The following is a 23170-nucleotide window of genomic DNA, read 5'->3' as shown; positions in this document are numbered from 1 at the left end:
TGACAAGGCAATTGTCGACCCGCTGGGAACCCACCAATCGAGCCATTGCCGGAAATGCAGTCTTGCCTACCGACGGGATCCTCCGCCGATGACCCTCACTTCTTGTCCAGCATCCCTTCAACGCCGGTGCCAAATCGCACCCAGTTCCGCCCATCGAACTTCTGTAGTTGCATTCGCTCGATCGGGTAGTGGTCGCTCGGCGACGTCGTCAACGCGATATCCGGAAGCAGCATGTCGAGGTGAGCTCCGTTCAAAGCCTCGGCCTGCCTCATGACGTTGGCGCGCGTCAGGTCGTCCTTGCATTGCTTGAGCACTTCAACCAGCGCCTGCGCGGCGTTGTATCCATAGACCACGTAATAGTTGTCTTGATCCTCGCCCGGCATGTGCTCGGCCATGAAATCGGAGAATCTCTTCAAGCCGGGGTCATCCTTCCAGGCCGCATCCGCGGGGTCCTTGGCGTAACTTGCGGTGATGATGTCCCTGGCGTTCTCGAGGCCGGCGGGCTTCAGGACGGCGCTGATCGACTGCGAGTTTCCATGCAGGATATGCACGGGCTTCCAGCCGATCTCTGCCGCTTTCTTGATGGCTTGGGCCGCAAATTTCGCGGAGGCAAAATTGACGAAGATGCTCGCGCCCGAGAATTTCAGCTTCACAAGCTCGGAATCGATCGTCGGCGCGCTTGTCTCATAGGTGACCTCGGCGACGACGTTGCCGGCCGCATCGCCCAGACCGTCTTTCAAGCCCTTGATGTTGTCCCGTCCGAAGTCGTCATTGGACGACAGAACGGCAATCTTTCCGTCGGGATAGTTTTCGCGCAGATACTTCCCGTAGATCCGCGTTTCGCTCTGGTAGCTTGGCTGAAAGCCCATCGACCAGGGATATGCGTTGTGATCGCCGAAGACGGTTGCTCCGGCCGCGATAAACAGCTGCGGCACCTTCCTGGCGTTGACATATTTGATGACCGACATGGTGGTCGGCGTACCGAGTTGATTGAAGAGCAGCAGCAACTCGTCGCTCTCGATCAACTTGCGGGTCTGCTCGACGGTCTTCGGGGGACTATAGGCATCGTCATAGGAGATGAACTCGATCTTGCGGCCGTTAACCCCGCCCTGATCGTTGATCATCTTGAAGTAGGCGGCTTCCGTCCTGGCGATGATGCCATTCGAGGACAGCGGTCCACTGTAGGGAGCCGTGTTGCCGATCTTGATCGCCGTGTCCGATGCGCCGGTATCGTAGCGCTTCTCCTCGTGAGCCGAGCCTGGCGCTGCAACGGCCAAGCCGGTCAGGATCGTCAGCGCGACACCCAAACAAGCGGATCTCGCCTCGCGCGCGTACCGTGGCATCTCTCTCCTCGCGATTTGATATTCGATCGGCAAGCGAACGGGCGCTATGCCGTCTTCAAGTCGAACTCGAAGCGGGTTCCCCACGTCGTCAGCTGATCGATCGTCCACACGCGCGGGCGTTGGGGAAATGCCTCGTGCCACGGCCGCGGCTCGAAAATATTGAGTTCTGGAACGAGCACGTCCATGTCGGAGTAGAGCTCGATCAGAAAGCGGCTGGGGTCATAGTGATAGGAGGCGAGGTTGTGGCCCGCGGTGTGCCGCGACGGGCCCCAGAGCATCGGATGCCCCGTCGTCGCGAGAAAATCTGCGGCATCGTGATGCGCGGCGCGGCTGCGCAGCTCAAAGGCGAGATGGTGAACGCGCGCCTCCGGTGCCGCGATGATATTGAGCACGTGGTGATCATGGTTGCAGGTCAGGAATGTGGCTATTCCCTCGAACCAATCGGTCGCACGAAACCCGATCGCCGAACAGAATTTGATGAGCTTGTCGGCCTCCGGCGCCATCAGGGCGACATGCCCGAGCCGTGTCGGAATGACGCCCGAGGTGCGGAAGCCGGGACCGGGCATGGCCATCTCCGGCACGAGGTGAAGTGTGTGCCCGGCGACGACGACCTCCACCAGCTCCGGAACGCCCGGCCGCGCATCGCTCTTCCTTTCCGCAGAAAGTCCGAGATCGCGCAGTGAGCGGATCGTCTCGTCGACCGCTTCCTGACCGATCCTCAGGCCAAGCGCGGTGAGGCGTTTATCGGACGCCGGCTTGATGGTTATGTTGTGGTGATCGACACCGAGGCTGAAATAGGTGCGGCCGTCGGAGCCGCGCTCGGTCGGAGTTGCGCCGATCACGCGATCGTAATAGGCGATCTCCAGTTCTGCGGCGGGCGTATCGAGATCGACATAGGCGATTTGGAAAGCGCGGGTCATGGTTTTTCCTCCAGCGTCGCCGCGACGGCTTCTGCGTCGTAGCCATAAAGTCGGTTCATTGCCTCCGGGCTGCCGCGCACGCCGCGCGTGGCGAGGACGTGATCCCTCTCGACCTGTTGGGGTCCATCCGGCATGTGGAAGCTGATGGAATTGGCACGGGATCTTTCCTGCACCTCAGTCGCACGCGGCTTGCGCAATGTGACGTAAGCCCGAAACGCGGACGGAATGTCGAAGGCTGCGTGTTTCAGGCAGGCCGCCAGGGCCGCGCCGTCCTCGATGGCCTGTGCAGCGCCTTGTGCCATGAACGGCAGCATGGGATGACAGGCGTCCCCGAGGAGCGCGATGCGCCCCTGGGTCCATTCCGGAAATGGATTTCGATCGAACAGCGCCCATTTGAACGTCTCGTCGACCGCGTTGAGTATAGTCGCAATCTGCGGATGCCACCCTTCATAGATCTTGACGGCATCGGAGATCGAACCGCGGTCGGACCACTGCTCCCGCGTCCAGGTCGCCGCTTCGCTCACCGCCACAAAATTCAGAAAGCGGCCGGCGGCAACGAAGTAATGGACAAAGTGACCGCCCGGCCCCACCCAATTCGTGACATCGAGCGGAAGGCCGAGATGCGCGACGCGTTCGACAGGCGCGAGCCCGCGATACGCGATCTGCCCCGAGAACCTTGGCTTCTCCTCGCCGAACAGACACTCGCGAACCCTGGAGTGGATGCCGTCGGCCCCGATCAGGAGATCGCCGCGCGCGGACGTGCCATCGTCAAAATGTGCGGTCACGCCGCTATCATCTTGCTCGACATTGATCAGACGACGTCCGAGCTTGATCTCCTTGCGGCCGAACGCGTCCGCCAGGACAGCGATGAGGTCCGCCCGGTGGAAATGGTAGTAGGGCGAACCGTAGCGGTCCTCGAGGACGTCGCCCAATTCCTCGCGCCCCAGCACACGGCCGTCCTGCCAGCGACGAAAGACCACCGCGGCGGGACGAACGGCGGCTCGCGCCATGGCGTCGCCAAGCCCGTAGCGCCGGAGCAGCCGGGAGGCGTTGGGGCTGATCTGGATGCCGGCGCCGACCTCGCGTTGCGCCGTCGTCTGCTCGAACAGGGAAACGTCGAGACCAGCCCGGCGCAGTGCAATGGCAGCGGCCGTGCCGCCGATGCCGGCACCGATCACGAGGGCATGCAGCGGCTTCACCGCTCGCCTCCCCAGCCGAGAGCCGTCGCGAGGATCGCGTCTGCATTGGGTGCCTTGCCGCCCGTTCCACGCCACGCGATGTGATGGTCGGGGCGCACCAGCAGCATGTCCCGGCCATAGACGCCCTTCAGATCGAGCTCGTCGAGTTGCAGGATCGACAGCGGTATCCGTCGTCGCGCCGCGGCATCGACGAAGGGTGACGGGTCGGTGCTGCGGAAATCGATCAGCGTGAAATACGCACCGAGCCGGTCGTAGAGCGCCGTCCCGTCCTTGAGATACGTGCTGGGCAGGCGGGCACCGGGCGTGGTCGTCGGCTTGTAGACGACCGGATCGAACGGAAATGGAGCGGCCTCCGCGTCAGCGACGATCGGCGATCCCTGGTAGACGAAGCCGTGCTCGATCCCGAAACATTCGTTCTCGGCGTTGCCAAGTCTGGCAAGCTCCGCGCCGACTTCGGCGCGCCGCACGGGATTTTCGCTGTTGTCGCCTTGCAGCAGGTTTCCGTAGGCTTCGGCAATCTGCATCCGCACTTGCATGTGGCGGCCGGACGCGTCGCGATTTCGTGCGGCGACGGGGCGCCGCTCGACTTCGTACGAAGCGAGGAGGCCAGGCCCGCCGAAACCTTGCAGCGTCGCAGCCAGTTTCCAGCCGAGGTCGATGGCGTCGCCGACCCCGGAGTTCATTCCGTAGCCGCCGGTCGGGATGAACTGATGCGCGGAGTCGCCGGCGAGGAGGACACGTCCCTTGCCATAGGATTCGGCGACCACGAGATGCGGCGTCCAGGCATTCGCGACCAGGATCTCGAACGAAAATGGCCGGCCGGCATAGGCCTCGACCAGCGCGCGTGGATCGAGCTTGCTCGCATCCTGCCCGGGCAGCACGGGAACATGCACGGTCCAGATATCATCATCGTTCTGGGCAATCATGGTTCCAAGCGGCGACTGATAGTGCCAGGCGACACCCCAGCGCTGCAACAGGTCGCGCTCCGTCGATCGGAAGTGGATCATGTAGAGCTCGCCGACGCGCGACTGGCCCTCCAGCGCGATATCCAGTCCCGCGCGAACGCGGCTGGAGCCGCCGTCGCAACCGATCAGATACTGACAACGGACCTGCTCTTGCGCGCCACTCCCCTGCTCCCGCAGGACGGCGACGACGCCATCGTCCTTCGCTTCAAAGCTTTCAAAGGCGACGCCGAACCGCACCTCGACTTCCGAACGGGCGTCGATGGCCTTCTTCAGGACAGGTTCGATCTCGACCTGTGAAACGCGCATCGGCGGTTCGAGCGGCTGGGTGCCGTCGTTCCTGGTTCGGCTGTGCTTTCGAAACTCGCTCGGGCTCATGTACCGAAAACGATGCAGCTCATATCCCGCGAGGCTCGTGATCCAGGAGACGTCGAAGGGATGATCTTCCGCTACCGCGGCCTTTCGCAACGCGTCCGACAGGCCGAACCGGCGGAATAGCTCCATGCTGCGGCTGTTGGTGATGTCCATCTTCGGATGACGGGTCGTCGTCGCATTCCGCTCGACCAGCATGGAGCGAATGCCGAAACGGGCCAGGACGTTCGCAAGCGTCATCCCGACGGGACCGCCCCCTGCAATCAAAACCGGAACCGATTTCATTCTTTCCTCCCATAGGACCGGCGGCGGATTTTATGTTGTGTTGCCGCTTCCGCACGACGCTAGATCAAGAACTGGTCTGATCGACTCCTCAACTCCGGGCAGTGCGCGTATCGACCTTGGCCAAGCCCTCATCCTCTTGGGGATCGATACGACCTCCGTTCGTCACCGCGCGCAGCGACGTCGGCGAAGGTCAGGCAGCTGCACGTACCGCATCATCGCCCTCTTGCACGATCGGATTGCGAAGTACGCCCAAACCCTCGATCTCGATCTCGCAGACGTCGCCGGGCTCCATGTAGAGCGGCGGCTTGCGTGCAGCGCCGACGCCGGACGGCGTGCCGGTCACGATCAGATCGCCCGGATACAACGTTATACCCTCGCTGATCAGCGCGACCAGCGTTGCGACATCGAAGATGAGGTCGGAGGTCGATGTCTTCTGCATCACCGTGCCGTTCAAGCGCGTCTCGAGCGTCAGGCCGCCCGCGCCGGGCGGGAGTTCGTCGGCTGTCACGAGTGCGGGTCCGAACGCTCCGGTGCCGTCGAAGTTCTTGCCCATGGTCCATTGCGGCGTCCGGAACTGATAATCCCGGATCGTGCCGTCATTGAAGATCGAATAGCCGGCGACATGATCGAGGGCCGCGGATTGAGGGATATGGCGGCCGCCGCGCCCGATGACTGCGACCAGCTCGCCCTCATAGTCGAGCGCTGCCGAGACCTTCGGCCGCACGATCGGCGCACCGTGCCCAATGAGGCTCGACGAGAACCGGCCGAAGAGCGTGGGGTAGTCGGGCTGCTGGATACTGCTTTCGGCGGTGTGGTCCGCGTAGTTCAGTCCAACACAGATGATCTTGCCGGGTGAGGACAGCGGAGGAAGGAAGGTCACGGCTTCCGGATCGAGCGGCTCGCCCTTGAGAAGCGCCGCTGCAAGATCCTTCAGCCCGTCATGCCCGCCGGCGAGGGCGCGCTCCAGCCGGCCGTGCGCTGCGCCATCATCAAGTCCCCGATATCGGCCGGCCTGATCGGCCACGGCGAGGCCGCGCTTCGCGTTTCTTTCGTAGGCGATGAACCGCATGGGGTGTTTCCTCCGTGTTCATCTCCTCTAGCATATAAAATGCACTTTGCAAATAAAAATGCATTATTTTCGAAGCGTGCATATTTTGAATGACTCGGATCACCCCTTTTGTTATGGCTAAGCCCATGGAATCACCGACGAGTCTGACCCACGGGGCCTATGCCAAGCTTCGCTCGCAATTGCTGGCATGCCGCTTCGCGCCCGGAGAAAAGCTGAAGATCGACGATTTGTGCCGCCGCTTCGAGGTCGGCTCGAGCGCCGTGCGCGAGGCTCTGTCGCGCCTCGCATCAGAGGGTTTTGTGGTCAGCGAACCGCAACGAGGATTCCGCGTGGCGCCGTTGTCCGTCGACGCCCTGAGCGACCTCACAAATGTTCGATGCAGCATCGAGGCGCTGTGTCTTCGGGGTGCCATCGAGAAAGGCGGGATCGAGTGGCAGTCACAGGTGGTCGCTGCGCTGCATCGCTTGTCGCACACGCCGGTATGGGCAGATAAGGCCGCGCGACGCTACAGCGAAGAGTATTCGAGGGCGCACGAGATTTTTCATGAAGCTCTCGCGTCGGGATGCGGCAGCCCCTGGCTGCTCCACTTGCGCGCGACGCTTTACAATCACTCCGAACGCTACCGCGCGTTTTCCGGTCCCTTGTCCAAGGTGGACAGAGACCTGGACAGGGAACATCGGGAGATTGCAGAGGCCACTTTGGCGCGGGACAGCGAACGCGCCGTCATGCTGATGAACCAGCACTTGCAAATGACGACGAAGGTCATCCTCGATTCCGTGTTGGCCGGGCGCGAGCCGGCTCAGGAATCCGCAAAGGCGAAACCAGGCGAGGCTTATCTGCCTGAAAGCCTGCCTCGCAAACGCGGCGCGCCCGTCTGACACGGGCCGCATTTCGAACCGTTTCGGCGCAGCGTCATGGCTGCCTTCGACGCCGACCGTCGTTTGGCTCCCCGCCGAAGACCATCTCCTCGACAAGCCGCCAATAGGAGGCAACAACCTTCGGGTCACCGGATGACAGTCCGCTGGTCACCTGCATTTCGGGACCGAATTCCGAAAGCGTGGCGGTCAGGCTGACCATCATGTAGTGGAACAGAATCGGGTCCACGGCGGGAAGCAGACCCTGCTTCTGAGCCTCGGTGATCTGGGGCAATAGCCGGCCCAGAAGCGGGGCCAGGACCGCTTCTGCCACCCATTTCAGCCGCGGATTGTTCGTCAGGGTCTCCTGGCGCATAAACCGATGAAATTCGGGAAATGCGACCGTGTAGCGGAACAGGGTCGTGTATTCCTGGCGCAGCCGCGCCAACGGCGACGGATCGATCCCCTCCTCCACCGATCTATCCCATTCGGCACGGATCTGCGTGAAGGCATGCTCGGCGGCCGCGCGCCACAGAATGTCCTTGCTTCGATAGTGATAAGTGATCAGCGGGTGTTGCAGGCCAAGCCGGTCGGCGATGGCGCGAATGCTGGCGCCGTCGAATCCTCGCTCGGCAAACTCCGCAATGGCGGCATCGAGGATTGCGGCGCGCGTCTCAATCGAACGCTGTTGTTCGGCCCTCTTGCGCGGGCGGCCGCGGCGTCCGGCCGCCGGCTTCGTTTTCTTCGACATGTGATCTTGGACTAACATGGTTGCCGGCCCAACGTCACGCGAAGTGTCGCACAGTTCTTCACAGCTCTAGCGCACGCCGCTGCGGCCAAGGATCGATCGCATGGCCTGGCGAAGTGCCGCCGCCGGATCACCGGGGAGATCGTGACTTCTCCAGGCAATGAAGCGGTCGGGCCGCACCAACAGGCAGCCCTGGTCGGACACCCCGCGGATGTTGATCCAATCTCCATACATGTCGTCGAAGTCCTGGCGCAGGCCAATTCGCGCGAACGCGATTGGCACGCCGAGCTCGGACGCGACACTCGCTGCCGCCTCGCCCCAACGATCGCCGGCCGCACCAACGATCAGCGTGAAGGCCGAATAGTCGCATACGTCAAGCGTCGAGATCTCAGCTCCACCATGCTGCACCCAGACGTGCGGAATGTGGGAACCTGGCACCGCGTCCGGCTGGAAGAACAGCTCCGGATCGCGCTGATATTCGGGAAACGGCTCGAAAGAAGCGATCGCGCCGCTGCGATAGCGCTGTCCCAGCTCGACGCCGTGCGCATTGAATTGATAGTTCATCAGATCGACCCCGGCCAACAAGGCCTTGCGCCGTGTCGCGCCGACGTCCGATGCCCCGAACAGCTCCTCGATATTGTGCTTCGCGTCCTGTCCGTTCATGCCCGGCTTGAGCCCGGCCGCCTCCGACCACGGCTCGATTTCGACATGGCTCTTCATGGCGCGATCGATGACCTTCCGCCCGACCGGTTGACGTTCGTCATTGTAACTGTCCAGCAAGCCTTCATCGGCCCTACCCGACAGGACGAGTGAAAGCTTCCAGGCCAGGTTATAGGAATCCTGCACCGACGTATTGGATCCGAGCCCGTTCGCAGGCGAATGCCGGTGCGCCGCGTCCCCCGCAAGAAAGACGCGCCCGTTCTTGTAGCTCTTCGCAACGACATGGTTGACCTGCCAGGGCGATATCTTCTTGATCTTGAACGGCACGGTCGGATCGCCGATGGCTTCGCGGATGTAGCCCTGGAGCGTCTCCTCATCGGTTGCACCGGGGGCCCAGCCATGGCGGAAAAAGAATGGATTCCACTCGGTCCACGGCGTCACGCACGGCCAGATGCTCATCCAGATGTTACTCGCCTGGGGCGTGATGAAGGCGATCGCGCCTGACCTGTGCCGCGTATAGGCCGTAAGATCTGCTTCGAGCCAGATGCTGATTGCCTCGCCGATGTTGAAGCGTCCATCGAATTCGAAGCCTGCCTTCGCAGCGACCAGACTGCGGCCGCCGTCCGCGCCGATCAGATACTTGCTGCGGATCTGCTGCTCCCGGCCCGTCGTTCGTTCGACAACGCGGGCCGTGACCCCGTCGCGATCCTGGTGCAGGTCGACCAACTCATGGTTGAAGCGAATATCCGCGCCGTTCCTCGCCGCGGCCTCCAGAATGATCGGCTCCAGCTTGTGCTGCGCGATATTGCTCATCGAACCGGGACTGGCCGTCTGATAGTCCGTTCGGCGATCGATTCCCGCACCCCAGGCGCTGGTTCGCGACAATTCGAGCCCCGCGAATGACGTCGCGAAGATCTGCGTCCCCATCAATTCGTGAGGCATGGCCGTCTGGCGCAGGCGGTCCTCTACGCCGAGGTCGCGCAGCACCTCAACCGTTCTCTGGTTGGTGATGTGGGCCCGGGGCGAGTCGGCCGTGCCGGGATATTTGGTAATGCCGATCGCCTTGACGCCAGCGCGCGCCAACAGGGCGGAGGCCGTCAGCCCGGCGGGCCCAGCTCCAACGACGAGTACGTCAGTCTCGAATGTTTCCATCGTTTCCTCCAATAGACTCCGGACTCCGGACTCCGGACTGCGGTCACGGTCGAGCGATCTGCGCGCTCGATCCCGCCGGCCACTTTCAGCAATGCTCACGCACTGACTTTTGCCGCGCGAGCGAACTCCTCGATCATCGCCTCGCGCATCGCGAACTTCTGGACCTTGCCGGTCACGGTCGATGGGAAGCTCTCCACGAACCGGATGTAGCGCGGGACCTTGTAGTGCGAGATGCGGCCCTGGCAGAACGTGCGGACGCTTTCCTCGTCGATCGCGGCACCGGGCCTCGAGACGATCCAGGCGCAGAGCTCTTCGCCATATTTGGCGTCAGGTACGCCGAACACCTGGACGTCCTGAACATCCGGGTGCTGATACAGATACTCCTCGACCTCGCGCGGATAGATGTTCTCGCCGCCGCGGATGACCATGTCCTTGATCCGGCCGACGATGCGGCAATATCCGGCATCGTCGATCGTCGCGAGGTCACCGGTATGCATCCAGCCGGCCGCATCGACCGCCTCCCTGGTTCGCGCCTCGTCATTCCAGTAGCCGAGCATCACGGAATAGCCTCGCGTACAGAGCTCGCCGGCTTCTCCCCGGGGCACGATGCGACCGTCACGGTCGACGATCTTGGCTTCGAGGTGCGGCTGGATGCGTCCGACCGTCGAGACGCGGAGCTCGAGCGGATCGCCCCGGCTGCTCTGAAAGCTCACCGGACTGGTTTCAGTCATGCCATACGCAATGGTGATCTCGCTCATATGCATCGACGATGCGACTTCCTTCATCACCTCGATCGGGCACGGCGCCCCGGCCATGATCCCTCGCCGCAGCGAGCTCAGGTCGAAGCTGGAGAATTCCGCTTGATTGAGCTGGGCGATGAACATCGTCGGCACGCCGTAGAGAACGTCGCAACGCTCGGCCGCGACGGCTTGCAATGTTTTCAGCGGATCGAACGCCTCGGATGGATAGACCATCGTCGCCGCGTGCGTGACGCAGCCGAGATTGCCCATCACCATGCCGAAGCAATGGTACAGCGGCACGGGAATGCACACACGGGAGCCTGGTTCGACGCCGGTGGCTTCACCGACGAAGAAGGCGTTGTTGATCAGATTGTGATGCGACAAGGTCGCGCCCTTCGGCAATCCGGTCGTCCCGCTGGTGAACTGGATGTTCACGGCATCGTCGATCTGGATCGCGGCCGCCACGGATTCCAGGCGCCCGCTTCCCGCTTGCCTGCCCTGCTCCATGACCCGATCGAAGGCGAGGCAGCCATCCGGCTTCCCCACAATGGAGATCACGTGTCGCAGGTCCGGCAGGCGAGGGCTGTGAAGCTCGCCGCTGCCGCGCCCCAGTTCCGGGACGAGCTCGCGGATCATCGCGATGTAATCGCTGGATTTGAAGCGCGCGGCTGTGATCAGCGCGCGACAGCCGACCGCGCGCAGCACGTGCTCCAGCTCGCCGATGCGATAGGCCGGATTGATGTTGACCAGGATCAGCCCGGCCTTCGCCGTCGCAAACTGCGCGATCGTCCATTCCGCGCAGTTCGGCGACCAGATCCCGACCCGGTCGCCGGGCTCGAGGCCAAGCGCCAGCAGTCCCGACGCAAACGCGTCGGATCGCGACTTGAGCTCGGCATAGGTCCAGCGAACATTCTGATGCGCGACAACCAGTGCCTCGCGCGCTCCGTCGGTTGCGCTGACGTCGTCAAGCAGCGCCCCGATGGTCTTGCCGATCAGCGGCGCACCACTATGGCCATGCACGTAGCTTTCGCGCGGCACGATTCGCTCCCATCGATAACGAAACCCTGGAGGACCGCCGGCGTTCGGCGGTCTTGCGCAGGCGACTATTTGCCTTCGAACACCAACGGCGGCGGCTCGATATCCTTGTCGAAGGCTTCAGCGGTGTTGACAAAACCGCGCTGGGCGTCCGCGCCGTTGTAGAGCTCCATCGCGACGTCGAGCATCACCAGATCGGCCGCAGCCACCCCGCCGCTCGACCACGCCTTGAGCAGGGTGCGCGTCGCGGCGTATGACCTGGTCGGCCCGGTCGCGAGCTGCCGGGCCAATGCCGCCGCCGTCGCCGTCAGATCGTGCTCGGCCACCACATGCGTCGCAATTCCGAGCGCTCCGGCTTCACGTCCGGAAATCGGCTCGCCGAGCATGGCCGATCGGGATGCGCGCGCCCGCCCGGCGCGCTCGGCGATCCGCTGCAGTGCACCTGCGATCGGCAGCATCGCGGTCGTGACCTCGACGCAGCGGAACGTGGCGTTCTCGGCCGCGACCAGAAAATCGCACGCCAGCGCCAGCTCGAACCCGCCACCGAAGGCAATCCCCTGCACGACGGCGACCGTCGGGATCTTCAGCATCTCGATTGCGCGATATGAGACGTTCACGTCCACGACGAATGTCCGGAACCAGTTGATGTCCTTGCCCGGCCACTCCCGCACCTCACCGCCGAAGCTGAAGTGTGGCCCCTCGGCACGAACCACCAGCACACGGATGTCGCTTTCGCTGGCCTGGCGCACGGCGGTGCGCAGGTTTTCCGCGAAGCGCGCGTCGAGGCGATTGAACGGCGGATTGGCCAGAACAATGTTGCCGATGGCGCCGTCTCGTTCAAATCGGATCGTCTTCATGGTCGCGTTTCCTTCTATGAGGTGTCAGGCCGGACGCCGGTCGGCAGGCTCGGGAATGATCGGCAGAAGCAGATGTGACGGCCGCTCCGCGTCGCGGTAGATTTTGTGAGTGACGGTCCTGCTGCTGCAGACGTGGTACGGGATGTACTCGACGTTGGTCATGGCTCCCGTCCCGGTCGGGACATCCATGGACGTGATGTCGAGGCAGATGCGGTGACCCGCCTTGAATTGGTTGGCAGTGGCGAGGATCTGGATCTGGTACTCAACCACGTCTCCGGGCGTCACCGGGGCGATCGCGTCCTGCGTCAGCTTGTGGAACGGCTCCCACGACTTGGAACGCTTTTCGTCGAGCGCGCGATAGGATGCCTTCAGCCACCCCCGCGTCAGCTCGCGCTCGGGCAACGTCGACGGGACGTCCCGCTCGCCTTCCCGCGCGGTCCGAACCGAAACGTCGGGGCCGACATCCTTGAGCACGACGATCCAGTTGGTGTCGTCCTGGTCGATCGCCGCGTGGAGCGTCAGTGTGATCGGGCCGGCGACGGTGACGTCATGCGGCAACGGCTCGGTCATGTAGCGCAACCGCTCGATCTTGGTCGTGCGCGTGACGGGCATCTGCGTGAAGACGTCAGGCTCCCTTGCCGAAGCTCCGACCTCGGAGGCCGGACGCGGCGGCTCGGTCGACAGCGTCTCCCAGTGCGAGAGATAGTATTTGGTCCACTGCGTCTCCGGCAGCGGCCAGTTGGTTCCGGTTCGCCACTCGTTGGCCCCCATCAGCCAATAGCGCACCGGCGGCTCGTTCATGATGCCGGTGTCATGACCCTTCAGCCAGTGGTCGTACCATCGGATGATCTCGTCGTGATATTGATGGAACGGCCGCTCGAGATGGGCCGGGCCGGTGAACAGCAGCTTCTTGGGCGCATCGACATTCTGGAAGTAATGCTGCGCCCCGAGCCAGTGCAGCTTGTAGGTGTAAGCATAGGCGCCCGAGCCGGTGTAGAATGGAATCTTGATCTTCCTGAAAATCTCCTCGGCGCGCTCGACCGTGCCGTCGAGCTCCCACGGGTGGGTCATCATGAGATACATGACGAACGTCCGCTGCCCCTTCTGGGTGAGGATGTTGTAGAGGTTGATGTACTGCTTGAAGTCCGGATTCTGCATCGCCCGGCGCCAGAGCGCTTCTTCCGCGGCGGGCAGCTCGGCGGGACGGTCACGAGACTCGTGAACCGTGCTGAAGACGTCGAGTAAATAGGGGAAGCTGTGCAGCACGCCGCCCGGATTGAAGTCGCGGAATCCGAACATGCCGCCATATGCGCTGCAGGCGTCGTAGGGGAAGATCGCCTTGAGCGCGGGATGTCCCTGCGCGGCCGCACGCCACTGTTCGCCGGCATAGCCGGAGATGCCGACCATCCCGACCTTGCCGTTCGACCAAGGCTGCTGCGTGATCCACTCGATCAGGTCGTAGTGGTCGGTGTCCTCATGGCCATAGTGCCCTTCCGACTTGGCTGAGCCGCGCGGCTGCGCGATCACATGGACGTAGCCGTTGGCGATGAAGCGCCGCGTATCGCCGGCCTCGATCGGACCGAACCAGAGCGGCGCATGCGCCGGCTGCGGCGGCAGGATGTCCGCGATGTCGGGTCCCTGGATGTCCTTGTTGTGCAGCGCTGATGCGTACAGCACCGGGTACTTGCCGGTCGCATCCGGGCGGTAGACGTCGACCGCCAGCCGGGTGCCGTCCCGCATCACGACGCTGATGTCCCGCTCCTCGATCATCGTTTCTCCCCGGCGTTTCCGCGACGGTTTTCGTCGACTTCGACCATCACAAGCGGAGAGGCAGGCCTCTCCCTCTGGCCGCACCAACCATCGCACTCAACTTTACGATCGTAAAGTATAATTTTCACGCCGCGGGGACGTCAAATGGAACGGTGTGTCCTGCTGGTGGAACGACTGACGCCGGCAGATGCCGACCGATCCGCGCGGGAGGCCACCCCGCGCATTCGCGCAGCGGCGATCGGGAAAGCGCGCCTTCACGCGCTCGGGCGTCATGGGAAGTTCGCGCAACCGGCGCCCGGTCGCGTGAGCGGTTTGGCGGCGGCGTCACCGGTGATCTCAGCGAGAACACCAATCGCTAGCCTCATCCGCGGCGACAAGCTCGCGCTCGGCAGGCGCGGCTTAACCTCCGACACCGGACTTTCGATAGCCTGGTAGACTTCGCGCAGTAATGCGTTGGTTTCGACGAGCAGATTCCCTATCCTCCGAATGGGCCATGATCGTGTTCCGCAAAACACGAACAACGAGCCAAGCGATGAAGGAGCCGGGTGGATCGCCTTGAAGAATGGCCTCCCGCCCAATGAATGAGGCCGCGCTCGACAGTCAGCAGAAGCGGGGCACGCTACTTGCACACGCGACGACTTGGACGAACTCGCACGCGACCCCTTTATTGAGAAAGCGATATCATGACCAAGAACGTGAACCTCGTCAGCCATCCCCTCGTGCAGCACAAGCTCTCGCTGATGCGCGACAAGGATCGTTCCACCAAAGGGTTTCGCGAGCTACTGAACGAGATCGGAATGCTGCTCTGTTATGAGGTCACCCGGGATTTACCTCTGGAGATGGTCGACATCGATACGCCGCTCGCTGCGATGAGGACACCCAAAATTGCGGGCAAGAAACTCACATTCGCTCCGATCTTGCGGGCGGGCGTCGGGTTTCTCGACGGAATGTTGGCGCTCGTCCCATCAGCACGCGTCGCGCACATCGGCCTTTACCGGAATCCGGAAACACTTCAAGCCGTGGAGTACTTCTTCAAGGCGCCGCAGGATGTTTCGGAGCGCATCGTGATCTTGCTGGATCCAATGCTTGCTACGGGAAATTCCGCCAGCGCGGCGGCCCGCCTGCTCAAATCGCGAGGCGCGCAAGACATTCGGTTCGTCTGCCTGCTCGCAGCCCCCGAAGGAATTGCCCGATTCCAGGACGAGTGTCCGGACGTTCCGATCTGGACCGCTGCTATCGACGAAAGACTGAATGATCACGGGTATATCGTTCCAGGCTTGGGCGATGCAGGAGACAGAATGTTCGGCACCAGGTGAGCCGTCGGCAGCGCGTTCGCGCTGAAGCGTGAACAGATGCCGGCCGTAACGGCACACGACGCCCGATGCTCAGTCGGACCCGTTTGCCAGCAGTCGAGCGATTACGGCAACCGGCCCGCCACCTGGGGGTCCCTGATGTTCGGCTCCGCCGGAAACATACACAGCGCTGGTTCCCGACAAGCCGCTGATCAATCCGCCGACGGCAGCGCGAGCGTGCCGGGTTGAGCTGATGTCAGTATCCTCAAGCATGATGTGACGAAATCCGCGGATGCTCCCGTTCGGCGCGGCTTCCGCCTTGGCAAAGATATTGACGAGCTGCCGCGACGCCGTCGGCGGCCTGGAGGCGTCGTCGATGTGCAGCCCCACGCTTTTCAACGCATCGATCACCGCTGCCGAATCAATGGCGTCGCTCATCACGGCGTGTCCGATCTCGAATGGAGCCGCCGACGACGTCGTATTGCCCAGCACGATGACCACGTTATGCATCAGTTCGATGCCCGCCGACGTGGAGGCGACCGACGAAAACAGATCGAACCGCCGGAGAACGTGTTCGTCGTCAATCTCGCCTTCAACCTCGCCAAGCGCGACGGCCACGCCCAGCGCTGACGCGCCACGGGAATACGCCATCGAACCGTAAGCGCTGTTGGTCACGGTCTCATGACCCCGCGCCACCGCTGCCTCGATGCGGTCGCTGGTCAGAAGCGGACACTTGATCTGCACAAAATGAACGTCTTGCGGATCGACGATCCCAGCATCGGCCATGGCGGCAGCCACCGCCCTTGCGGTTTCCCGGATCTGCACGCCGCGACCGATCTCCTCGGGCAGGAAATCCCGCGTCTGTGCCATCCCGATGCCAAGGCGTTTCCCGGAGACACCTGAATCGTGATTGGCGGCACCGTCACGCGTAAACACGGTGATATGTGGACTGAGCACACCTTCCGTCCCACCCGACATCACGAACGCAATCCGTTGCTCAACGCGATGCGGCGGCAGATCCAGATAAGGCGCCAGGGTCGTACGGAGAGCTGAAACGGCGAACTCACGCGTGAAATCGTTGACGCCTCCATTGCCCTCAGTCTTCCCCAAGATCGCAACGATCGACTTTGGATCGATCCTGCCTTGCTCGATCAGGCTCAGCAAGCCGGAGACGTCACCGGGGCCCTTGGTGGAAATACGAACGACGTCGACCGATTTTGTGCGCATGCTCTTCCCCTCGGATATCTTCGGGCTCGCAAAAAGATATGGCAAGCCAAAACGTCTCCCGGCGCCTGCGGGCACGGCACCGGTTTTGATCGCAGCGAGATGGCTTTGGCAAAGGGATCGACCTTCAACATCGCCTCGATCGCCTACGTCCGGAACTCAAGCTTCGCAGACAGCGTACCTGGCAACTGACCTCCGATCTCGGTCGCAGCGGCGCGGCCGACCTCGTCGGCCGGCGGAGTCTGCCCAATTTTTGTCTGGTCTGTCGCAAGATTTGGCACATCTGTTGCATCGAACTCCGGATCGCGGGCCGGGGCGACAATGTCGCTCAAGATCCCTGGCAAGACTATGCGGAATGGTGCGGATGACGACGACGGCGGCGCTCGAACTCGTACAGTTGACCAAGATGTACGGTGGCGTCACCGCCGTTGACGCCATCAACCTCAAGATTCCGCCCGGCTCCTATTGCTGCCTGCTCGGGCCGTCCGGCTGCGGCAAGACATCGACGCTGCGCATGGTGGCCGGCCACGAATCGGTCAGTTCAGGCGACATCCTGGTCGGGCCGAAGAATGTAACCGACCTGCCCCCTGCCGATCGAAGCACGGCGATGATGTTCCAGTCTTACGCCCTGTTCCCTCATCTCTCGGTCATCGACAACGTTGCCTTCGCCTTGAAGATGAAAGGCGTCGCCAAGGCTGCACGCCATGCCGAGGCCAACAAGTTGCTGGAGCTCGTCGACATGCAGCCCTATGCGGCAAGGCTGCCAGGCCAGCTTTCCGGTGGCCAGCAGCAGCGAGTCGCACTCGCGCGCGCGCTGATCACCTCTCCTCAAATCCTGCTCCTCGACGAGCCGCTGTCGGCGCTCGATCCGTTCTTGCGGCTGCGGATGAGAGCCGAGTTGAAGAAGCTGCAGCGCGAGCTCGGGCTCACCTTCATCCATGTGACGCATGGCCAGGACGAGGCGATGGCTCTGGCTGATATCGTGGTTCTCATGAACGCGGGCCGGATCGAGCAGCAGGGTTCGCCGCGTCAAATCTTCAACCACCCTCGAACCGAATTCACGGCGAAATTCATCGGCGGCCACAATGTTATTGCGGTGGGTCCCGAGACCTTCGCCGTTCGGGTTGACCGGCTGATGCTGAAGCGACCGAGCGAAGCGGTCGCTGGTCCATCGGTTGCAGGCACCATCAGCGAGGTCGAATACCAGGGAACCTATGTCCGCGTCGTCATTGCCGTCGATGGTGGCTCCGAGATCTCGGCCCAAGTCACGGAAACCCAAATTCGACGCGGCCAACTACGCTGTCGGTGAACGTGTTCTCGCCACATGGGACCCGACGCAGGCCAACCTTCTTAAAACCACGAGTCCTGTAATCGCCCGGTCGCCTGAAAGGGCGGCGTGACACCCAAGGAGACAATCATGAGCAAATCCTCGAAATTCGATCGTCGCATTAGCCGTCGCACCATGCTGAAGGGCGCGGCCGGAGCGGTCGGCCTTGCGGCGGGCTCGGGCGCAATTACCGGATTTCCCTACGTCCATCCAGCCGACCCGAAGGTTCTGCGTTATCTCGGAACGGCGGTGAACGAAGGTGACGAGATCTCAAAGAAGTGTCTGGAAGATACCGGCATCAAGATCGAATACATCACGGCAACCACCGACGACGTGACCAAACGCGTGATCACCCAGCCGAACTCGTTTGATGTGCTGGATACCGAATATTTCTCGCTGAGGAAGCTGGTGCCGTCGGGTAATATTTTTGCGCTGGACGCCAAGAAGATCAAGGAATTCGACAACATCACCCCGGTGTTCACCAAGGGTCAGCTGCCGAACGGCAAGAAGATCGGCGATCAGGGCACCGCGCCATGGAAGGTGCTTTATCTTGAGGGTGCAAACTCCAAGACGTTCTCAAAAACGCCGACCGAATTCGTGACGCTGATCCCGACGGTCTACAATGCCGATACGCTCGGCATCCGGCCGGATCTGATCAAACGGCCAATTTCATCGTGGACCGAATTGCTCAATCCCGAATTCAAGGGCAAAGCCTCGATTCTCAACATTCCGTCGATCGGAATCATGGATGCCGCGATGGTGGTCGAAGCCAGCGGTCAGCACACCTATGCCGACAAGGGCAACATGACAAAGGCCGAGATTGATCTCACCATGAAGATCATGACGGAAGCCAAGAAGGCCGGCCAGTTCCGCGCGTTCTGGAAGGATTTCAACGAATCCGTCAACCTGATGGCCTCGGGTGAAACCGTCATCCAGTCGATGTGGTCGCCTGCGGTCACCAAGGTGCGCTCGATGGGGATCGCCTGCACATTCCAGCCGCTCAAGGAAGGCTATCGCTCGTGGGCTTCGGGGTTCTGCGTATCGAAGGCGGTTACGGGGCCAAAGCTCGATTGGGCCTATGAATTCGTGAACTGGTACTTGTCGGGTTGGGCCGGCGCCTATCTCAACCGCCAGGGTTACTATTCGGCTGTGCTGTCCACTGCGAAGGCCAACATGACGGCGGACGAGTGGGGCTACTGGATGGAAGGCAAGGCCGCCGTCAGCGACATCAAGGCACCCGACGGCACGATTCTCGAGAAGGCCGGCACCAAGCGCGACGGGGGATCCTACGAAGACCGCATGGGCGCGGTCGCCTGCTGGAACGCCGTTATGGACGAGAACGATTACATGGTGCGCAAGTGGAATGAATTCATCGCCGCCTGATGCAATCCACAGGAGGACAAGGCGTTTGACAACTCCTGCTGCGCCATCACCGCGATTCTCCGTTCGATGATGCAAGACCGCAAGACCTTCGTTGCCTGGCTCCAGGCCGCACCGATGATGCTCGTTTTCTCGGTGTTCTTTCTCTTGCCGCTGCTTCTTGTGACGATTGTCAGCGCGTGGGACTACAACGAGTATGAAATGATTCCAGCCTTTAGCCTGCGTGGCTACAGCGACACGTTCGAGGGATGCATCGCCGATCTGCCCAACCTCTGCACCATCTTGAAGACCTATCTGAAGACGCTGAAATTGTGCCTGCTGACCTGGAGCCTGACCCTTCTGATCGGCTTCACCGTCGCCTATTTTCTCGCGTTCCACGTCCGGTCCAAAACCTGGCAGATCGTACTTACCTTGCTCTGCACCATCCCGTTCTGGACGTCGAATGTGATCCGCATGATCGCATGGATTCCGCTGCTTGGCCGGAACGGGTTGGTCAACAGTGGGCTCGAGGGCGTGGGACTGATCCGGCAACCGCTGGAGTGGCTCTTGTTCTCCGAGTTTTCCGTCGTACTTGCCCTCGTTCACCTCTTCACATTCTTCATGGTGGTGCCGATCTTCAACTCGATGATTCGCATCGACAAGCGTCTGATCGAAGCCGCCTATGACGCCGGCGCCACCGGATGGCAGACCCTGGTCAACGTCGTTATTCCGCTGGCAAAACCCGGAATCGTCATTGGTTCGATCTTCGTGATCACGATCGTAATGGGCGATTTTGTCACGATAGGCGTGATGGGCGGCCAGCAGATTGCATCTGCAGGCAAGATCATCGAGACGCGCCTGAATGCGCTGCAATTCCCGGCCGCCGCGGCCAATGCGGTTATCCTGCTCGGCATCACGATCCTGATCATTTCGGCGCTGACCCGAATCGTCGATGTTCGCAAGGAGCTGTGAGATGAACGAGAAGCGATCGCGATCCTTCTATCTTCTCGCCGCATTTTTCACCGCTTATGTCCTGTTTTTGTACGGACCGATGTTCGCGATCTACATCCTGTCGTTCCAGGGGCCGGATGGCGGCCTGACATTCCCCATGAATGGTGTGTCCCTGGTGTGGTTCGGCAAGGTGTTCTCCGGCTCAGGCATCGTCGACATCGCCGCAGCTTTCAGGCGATCGCTTCAGCTCGGCCTCGTCGTCATGGTGCTTACGGTCGTCCTCTCGGTTTCGGCAGGCCTGGCCTTCCGCAGATCGTTCCGCGGCGCGACCTTGCTATTCTACGTGGCCATTGCCAGCCTGATCATGCCATCGATCATTACCTCGCTCGGCATCGCCCTGGAATTCCGGCTGCTTGACGACTTCATCATCAAGAGCGGCGCCACGGATTGGACAACGGCAATGGGGCTTTTTACATCGGGCCTCGGTGCACATCTGACCTGGACCTTGCCTTTTGGTCTCCTGATCATGTTTGCGATCTTCAACAGGTTCGATAGCCGGCTTGAAGAAGCGGCACGCGACCTGGGCGCCACGCCGTGGCAGACATTTCGGCATGTTGTGCTGCCGATCATATTGCCATCGGTCGTCGGTATCGGCCTGTTTGGGTTCACCTTGTCCTGGGACGAACTCGCGCGCTCGAGCCAGACCATCGGCCCTGTCAACACACTGCCGCTTGACCTGCAGGGCCTGACGACCACCGTCACGAAGCCAGATATCTATGCGCTCGGAACATTGACGAGCGCCGTTTCCTTTCTCGTCATCTTTCTGGCGCTGGTTGTCATTCTTGTGCTTCAGGCCCGGCAGAGACGTCACGGATCGGACGCGGGCAAGGGACTGGTGTAAAATCCTCACACGCATCCGGATCGTCGCACGGGACCGCCGCCTTGACTGGGAGAGAACGGCCGGGCCATTGCAACCGTGAGAGCCGAGATTGCCGTCGTCACGATTTCAGGCAAGGAAGACGCCGGCCGGCAATTCGCGGCCGCCGCGCAGATGTGACTGGCAAGGAGACCGTTCATGAGCGACGCGAACAACTCGAACCACCTGCTCGACGACGAGAGCTTTCTGCGGCACTCGTTCGCGGTTGCGCGCCGCGCGATCAGCCATGGCAATCATCCCTTCGGCGCCGTTCTCGTGAGCCGCGAAGGCAGCGTCCTGCTCGAGGTCGAGAACGGCTTCATGCCGTCGCGCGACAGCACGGCCCACGCCGAGCGACTACTGGCGACCATGGCATGCACGACGCTGTCCGCGGAAGTGCTGGCGGCTGCGACGCTCTATTCATCCGCCGAGCCGTGCGCCATGTGCGCCGGCGCGATCTATTGGGCGGGCATCGGCCGCGTGGTCTACGGACTGAGCGAACACCGCTTGCGCGAACTGACAGGCGATCACCCAGAGAATCCGACGCTCGATCTGCCCTGCCGCAATGTGTTCGACAGCGGTCAACGGAAGACAATGGTGGTCGGCCCGTTGCTTGAAGACGAGGCCACGGTCGTGCACGAGGGCATCTGGGCGCGATAGTCGCGCGGTGATCCCTCAGCTGAATGCCTCCGCGCGCGGACGTGAAAGTGGCGCCGCGGTGTGTCGCGGCGCCACCAGGAGCCACCCGTGGAACGGATCGGGTGGATCAGAACTTCACGGAGATACCGGAGTAGAGCGATTCTTCGGTACAGGAATTGTTGCTGACGCCGGGCGAGACATTGCAGACGACGCTCTTGGCGTGATCGAGGCCGAACTTGTTCTGCCAATAACGGTAGGCCACCCAGACGTCCACGAAATGTGAATACTTCGGGCCCCAAAGCGCCTTGCTCGCGTCGAAGGTCAGACGGATCGGTTCAGAGTTGAGCTCGACGGCCGTACTGATGTTGGTGACCGGATTGAACGCCATCGGTTCGTTCTCGGTGCCCTTCTTGCCGTACCAGCCGGCGCGACCACTGATCGAGAAATACTGCATGCTCTCGGGCAGGAAGCCGAGATCCATGTAGTAGTTTACTTCGACGGCCCAGGTCGGGTTGAACTTTGTATTGCCGTCGGTGAGGCAGGTCACCCCGGGCACGCCCGGGCCGAACAGCCCGCACTGGTCGAACGCGTTGTGGTTGGAGAACTCGTAGTACATCAACGGCGACACGTTGACGTAACCCTTGTACGGAAGATTGAATTCGAACTGGAGGCCGGCGACGACGTCACGCTTGGCGGGCGCCAGGAAGTTGTTCTCCGTGTTGGCGTCCATGCCGACTTCGAACGAGATGTTGTTCAGCGGCCCCATGCTGAACGCCTTCGTGTTGAAGATCTGATTCCAGCCGAAGGTCGAGCGGAACAGGCCGTAGATCTCGGTCGCGCCGGCGCAGGTTGCCGGCGCTCCCGTGATGGTCACACCGACATTCGAGCACGGTGACGCCGGGTCGTTATGATCCGACTTGTACATCGAGATCGTGAAGAAGTTCTGGCCATAGGCCCAGATATCGAAATGCGTGAACGAGTAGACCTGCTTGGCGGTCTTTCCGTTGATGCTGCCGTCGGGGCGGACGGAGAATACGCCCGGATCAGTGCCGGAGAAGATGTAGGAGTAGGTCACGCGGTCGTCGATGACCAGGAAGAATGGCAGATCAGCTGCCGGCTTGGGTGCCTTGACTGGCAGATCTGCGGCGCTTGCAAGGTTAGCGACCGGCATCAACCCCAATGATAGTGCCGCGGCCGACAAGGTTCGGCGGATGTTGAACATTGTGAAAGACCCCCAAGAGTGAACGCAACGAATTCGTGCTGATGCAGGAGCGTGGCGCAGCTTCGGGGCGAACGGGAAGCCCGAAGTTTCTCCACGGCCTGACGCGTGTTTGATCAGCACCCTCCGCGAGATCGGTTTGGTTGGACCAGTCCTGTAGCGGTTGACGGTCGCAAAATTCGCTTCGACGGAATTCGGGGTTTTTCAAATTATGCCCATCATTGCTCGACTTCCGCGACATTTGCGCACAGCGGGGGGACGTACCGCCGGGGCACGG

Annotated in this window: 19 protein-coding genes and 1 pseudogene; 7 read left to right on the top strand and 13 right to left on the bottom strand. The window is 61.8% G+C overall.

Annotated elements, in window-relative coordinates; all coding sequences use genetic code 11:
* Window positions 1-95: 95 nt before the first annotated feature.
* The 5 genes from ACVIGB_RS34325 to ACVIGB_RS34305 form a co-directional block, all read right to left on the bottom strand.
* On the bottom strand, window positions 96-1343 hold the full coding sequence (locus ACVIGB_RS34325; RefSeq protein ID WP_456719328.1) for an ABC transporter substrate-binding protein: 1248 nt from the start codon (window positions 1341-1343) through the stop codon (window positions 96-98).
* 44 nt (window positions 1344-1387) lie between these two features.
* Entirely contained in the window at window positions 1388-2263 is an 876-nt protein-coding gene (locus tag ACVIGB_RS34320; RefSeq protein ID WP_092122295.1) for a VOC family protein, read from the bottom strand.
* Window positions 2260-3462, bottom strand: a complete 1203-nt coding sequence (locus ACVIGB_RS34315; protein ID WP_456719329.1) for an FAD-dependent monooxygenase — start codon at window positions 3460-3462, stop codon at window positions 2260-2262. Before ACVIGB_RS34315 ends, ACVIGB_RS34320 begins: the two co-directional genes overlap by 4 nt.
* Entirely contained in the window at window positions 3459-5081 is a 1623-nt protein-coding gene (locus ACVIGB_RS34310; RefSeq protein WP_456719330.1) for an FAD-dependent monooxygenase, read from the bottom strand. Before ACVIGB_RS34310 ends, ACVIGB_RS34315 begins: the two co-directional genes overlap by 4 nt.
* 190 nt (window positions 5082-5271) lie before the next feature.
* A complete protein-coding gene (locus tag ACVIGB_RS34305) occupies window positions 5272-6150 on the bottom strand; it encodes a fumarylacetoacetate hydrolase family protein (protein WP_456719331.1) in 879 nt (292 codons plus the stop codon).
* A gap of 125 nt (window positions 6151-6275) precedes the next feature.
* On the opposite strand from ACVIGB_RS34305, the gene ACVIGB_RS34300 reads away from it, so the two are divergent.
* Window positions 6276-7028: a GntR family transcriptional regulator gene (locus tag ACVIGB_RS34300; protein WP_456719332.1), complete on the top strand. Its 753-nt coding sequence runs from the start codon at window positions 6276-6278 to the stop codon at window positions 7026-7028.
* 34 nt (window positions 7029-7062) lie between these two features.
* On the opposite strand, the gene ACVIGB_RS34295 is transcribed toward ACVIGB_RS34300, so the two are convergent.
* From ACVIGB_RS34295 to ACVIGB_RS34275, 5 genes are all read right to left on the bottom strand, one after another.
* Window positions 7063-7755 (bottom strand): TetR/AcrR family transcriptional regulator, encoded by a 693-nt coding sequence (locus ACVIGB_RS34295; protein WP_456719333.1) that lies wholly within the window; start codon window positions 7753-7755, stop codon window positions 7063-7065.
* Window positions 7756-7821: 66 nt separating this feature from the next.
* On the bottom strand, window positions 7822-9564 hold the full coding sequence (locus ACVIGB_RS34290) for an FAD-dependent monooxygenase (protein WP_456719334.1): 1743 nt from the start codon (window positions 9562-9564) through the stop codon (window positions 7822-7824).
* A 95-nt stretch (window positions 9565-9659) separates the two neighbouring features.
* Window positions 9660-11342, bottom strand: a complete 1683-nt coding sequence (locus tag ACVIGB_RS34285; RefSeq protein ID WP_456719335.1) for an AMP-binding protein — start codon at window positions 11340-11342, stop codon at window positions 9660-9662.
* 65 nt (window positions 11343-11407) lie between these two features.
* A complete protein-coding gene (locus ACVIGB_RS34280) occupies window positions 11408-12196 on the bottom strand; it encodes an enoyl-CoA hydratase/isomerase family protein (protein ID WP_456719336.1) in 789 nt (262 codons plus the stop codon).
* 24 nt (window positions 12197-12220) lie between these two features.
* Complete coding sequence (locus ACVIGB_RS34275; protein ID WP_456719337.1) at window positions 12221-13966, bottom strand: CocE/NonD family hydrolase; 1746 nt, start codon at window positions 13964-13966, stop codon at window positions 12221-12223.
* 683 nt (window positions 13967-14649) lie between these two features.
* On the opposite strand from ACVIGB_RS34275, the gene upp reads away from it, so the two are divergent.
* Window positions 14650-15282 (top strand): uracil phosphoribosyltransferase, encoded by a 633-nt coding sequence (gene upp / locus ACVIGB_RS34270; RefSeq protein WP_249132048.1) that lies wholly within the window; start codon window positions 14650-14652, stop codon window positions 15280-15282.
* Between the two features lie 69 nt (window positions 15283-15351).
* Here upp and atzD read toward each other — a convergent pair whose 3' ends face one another.
* Together atzD and ACVIGB_RS34260 are read right to left on the bottom strand one after the other, a co-directional pair.
* Window positions 15352-16485 (bottom strand): cyanuric acid amidohydrolase, encoded by a 1134-nt coding sequence (atzD, locus tag ACVIGB_RS34265; protein ID WP_456719338.1) that lies wholly within the window; start codon window positions 16483-16485, stop codon window positions 15352-15354.
* 143 nt (window positions 16486-16628) lie between these two features.
* Window positions 16629-16814: a hypothetical protein gene (locus tag ACVIGB_RS34260; protein ID WP_456719339.1), complete on the bottom strand. Its 186-nt coding sequence runs from the start codon at window positions 16812-16814 to the stop codon at window positions 16629-16631.
* Window positions 16815-16846: 32 nt separating this feature from the next.
* Here ACVIGB_RS34260 and ACVIGB_RS34255 point away from each other — a divergent pair.
* The 5 genes and pseudogenes from ACVIGB_RS34255 to ACVIGB_RS34235 all read left to right on the top strand — a co-directional run bounded on the left by ACVIGB_RS34255 (window position 16847) and on the right by ACVIGB_RS34235 (window position 21695).
* A pseudogene (locus ACVIGB_RS34255) lies at window positions 16847-17882 on the top strand (ABC transporter ATP-binding protein).
* Window positions 17883-17899: 17 nt separating this feature from the next.
* Window positions 17900-19192: an ABC transporter substrate-binding protein gene (locus ACVIGB_RS34250; RefSeq protein ID WP_456719341.1), complete on the top strand. Its 1293-nt coding sequence runs from the start codon at window positions 17900-17902 to the stop codon at window positions 19190-19192.
* 66 nt (window positions 19193-19258) lie between these two features.
* On the top strand, window positions 19259-20140 hold the full coding sequence (locus ACVIGB_RS34245) for an ABC transporter permease (protein WP_456719342.1): 882 nt from the start codon (window positions 19259-19261) through the stop codon (window positions 20138-20140).
* A 1-nt stretch (window position 20141) separates the two neighbouring features.
* A complete protein-coding gene (locus tag ACVIGB_RS34240; protein WP_456719343.1) occupies window positions 20142-21020 on the top strand; it encodes an ABC transporter permease in 879 nt (292 codons plus the stop codon).
* Window positions 21021-21194: 174 nt separating this feature from the next.
* A complete protein-coding gene (locus ACVIGB_RS34235) occupies window positions 21195-21695 on the top strand; it encodes a nucleoside deaminase (protein WP_456719344.1) in 501 nt (166 codons plus the stop codon).
* A gap of 106 nt (window positions 21696-21801) precedes the next feature.
* Here ACVIGB_RS34235 and ACVIGB_RS34230 read toward each other — a convergent pair whose 3' ends face one another.
* Window positions 21802-22896, bottom strand: coding sequence for a hypothetical protein (locus tag ACVIGB_RS34230; protein ID WP_456719345.1), 1095 nt, complete (start codon window positions 22894-22896; stop codon window positions 21802-21804).
* Window positions 22897-23170: the final 274 nt, after the last annotated feature.

Source organism: Bradyrhizobium sp. USDA 4341 (genome assembly GCF_054063755.1).
The sequence above is the reverse complement of the archived record's forward strand: the minus strand, read 5'-3'. Positions and strand labels throughout refer to the sequence as shown.

Bases quoted from the DNA above. Each gene is read 5' to 3' on its own strand.
- ACVIGB_RS34325 (WP_456719328.1), bottom strand. From the start codon at position 1,343: ATGCCACGGTACGCGCGCGAGGCGAGATCCGCTTGTTTGGGTGTCGCG.
- ACVIGB_RS34320 (WP_092122295.1), bottom strand. From the start codon at position 2,263: ATGACCCGCGCTTTCCAAATCGCCTATGTCGATCTCGATACGCCCGCC.
- ACVIGB_RS34310 (WP_456719330.1), bottom strand. From the start codon at position 5,081: ATGAAATCGGTTCCGGTTTTGATTGCAGGGGGCGGTCCCGTCGGGATG.
- ACVIGB_RS34305 (WP_456719331.1), bottom strand. From the start codon at position 6,150: ATGCGGTTCATCGCCTACGAAAGAAACGCGAAGCGCGGCCTCGCCGTG.
- ACVIGB_RS34300 (WP_456719332.1), top strand. From the start codon at position 6,276: ATGGAATCACCGACGAGTCTGACCCACGGGGCCTATGCCAAGCTTCGC.
- ACVIGB_RS34295 (WP_456719333.1), bottom strand. From the start codon at position 7,755: ATGTCGAAGAAAACGAAGCCGGCGGCCGGACGCCGCGGCCGCCCGCGC.
- ACVIGB_RS34290 (WP_456719334.1), bottom strand. From the start codon at position 9,564: ATGGAAACATTCGAGACTGACGTACTCGTCGTTGGAGCTGGGCCCGCC.
- ACVIGB_RS34280 (WP_456719336.1), bottom strand. From the start codon at position 12,196: ATGAAGACGATCCGATTTGAACGAGACGGCGCCATCGGCAACATTGTT.
- ACVIGB_RS34275 (WP_456719337.1), bottom strand. From the start codon at position 13,966: ATGATCGAGGAGCGGGACATCAGCGTCGTGATGCGGGACGGCACCCGG.
- upp (WP_249132048.1), top strand. From the start codon at position 14,650: ATGACCAAGAACGTGAACCTCGTCAGCCATCCCCTCGTGCAGCACAAG.
- atzD (WP_456719338.1), bottom strand. From the start codon at position 16,485: ATGCGCACAAAATCGGTCGACGTCGTTCGTATTTCCACCAAGGGCCCC.
- ACVIGB_RS34250 (WP_456719341.1), top strand. From the start codon at position 17,900: ATGAGCAAATCCTCGAAATTCGATCGTCGCATTAGCCGTCGCACCATG.
- ACVIGB_RS34245 (WP_456719342.1), top strand. From the start codon at position 19,259: ATGATGCAAGACCGCAAGACCTTCGTTGCCTGGCTCCAGGCCGCACCG.
- ACVIGB_RS34240 (WP_456719343.1), top strand. From the start codon at position 20,142: ATGAACGAGAAGCGATCGCGATCCTTCTATCTTCTCGCCGCATTTTTC.
- ACVIGB_RS34235 (WP_456719344.1), top strand. From the start codon at position 21,195: ATGAGCGACGCGAACAACTCGAACCACCTGCTCGACGACGAGAGCTTT.
- ACVIGB_RS34230 (WP_456719345.1), bottom strand. From the start codon at position 22,896: ATGTTCAACATCCGCCGAACCTTGTCGGCCGCGGCACTATCATTGGGG.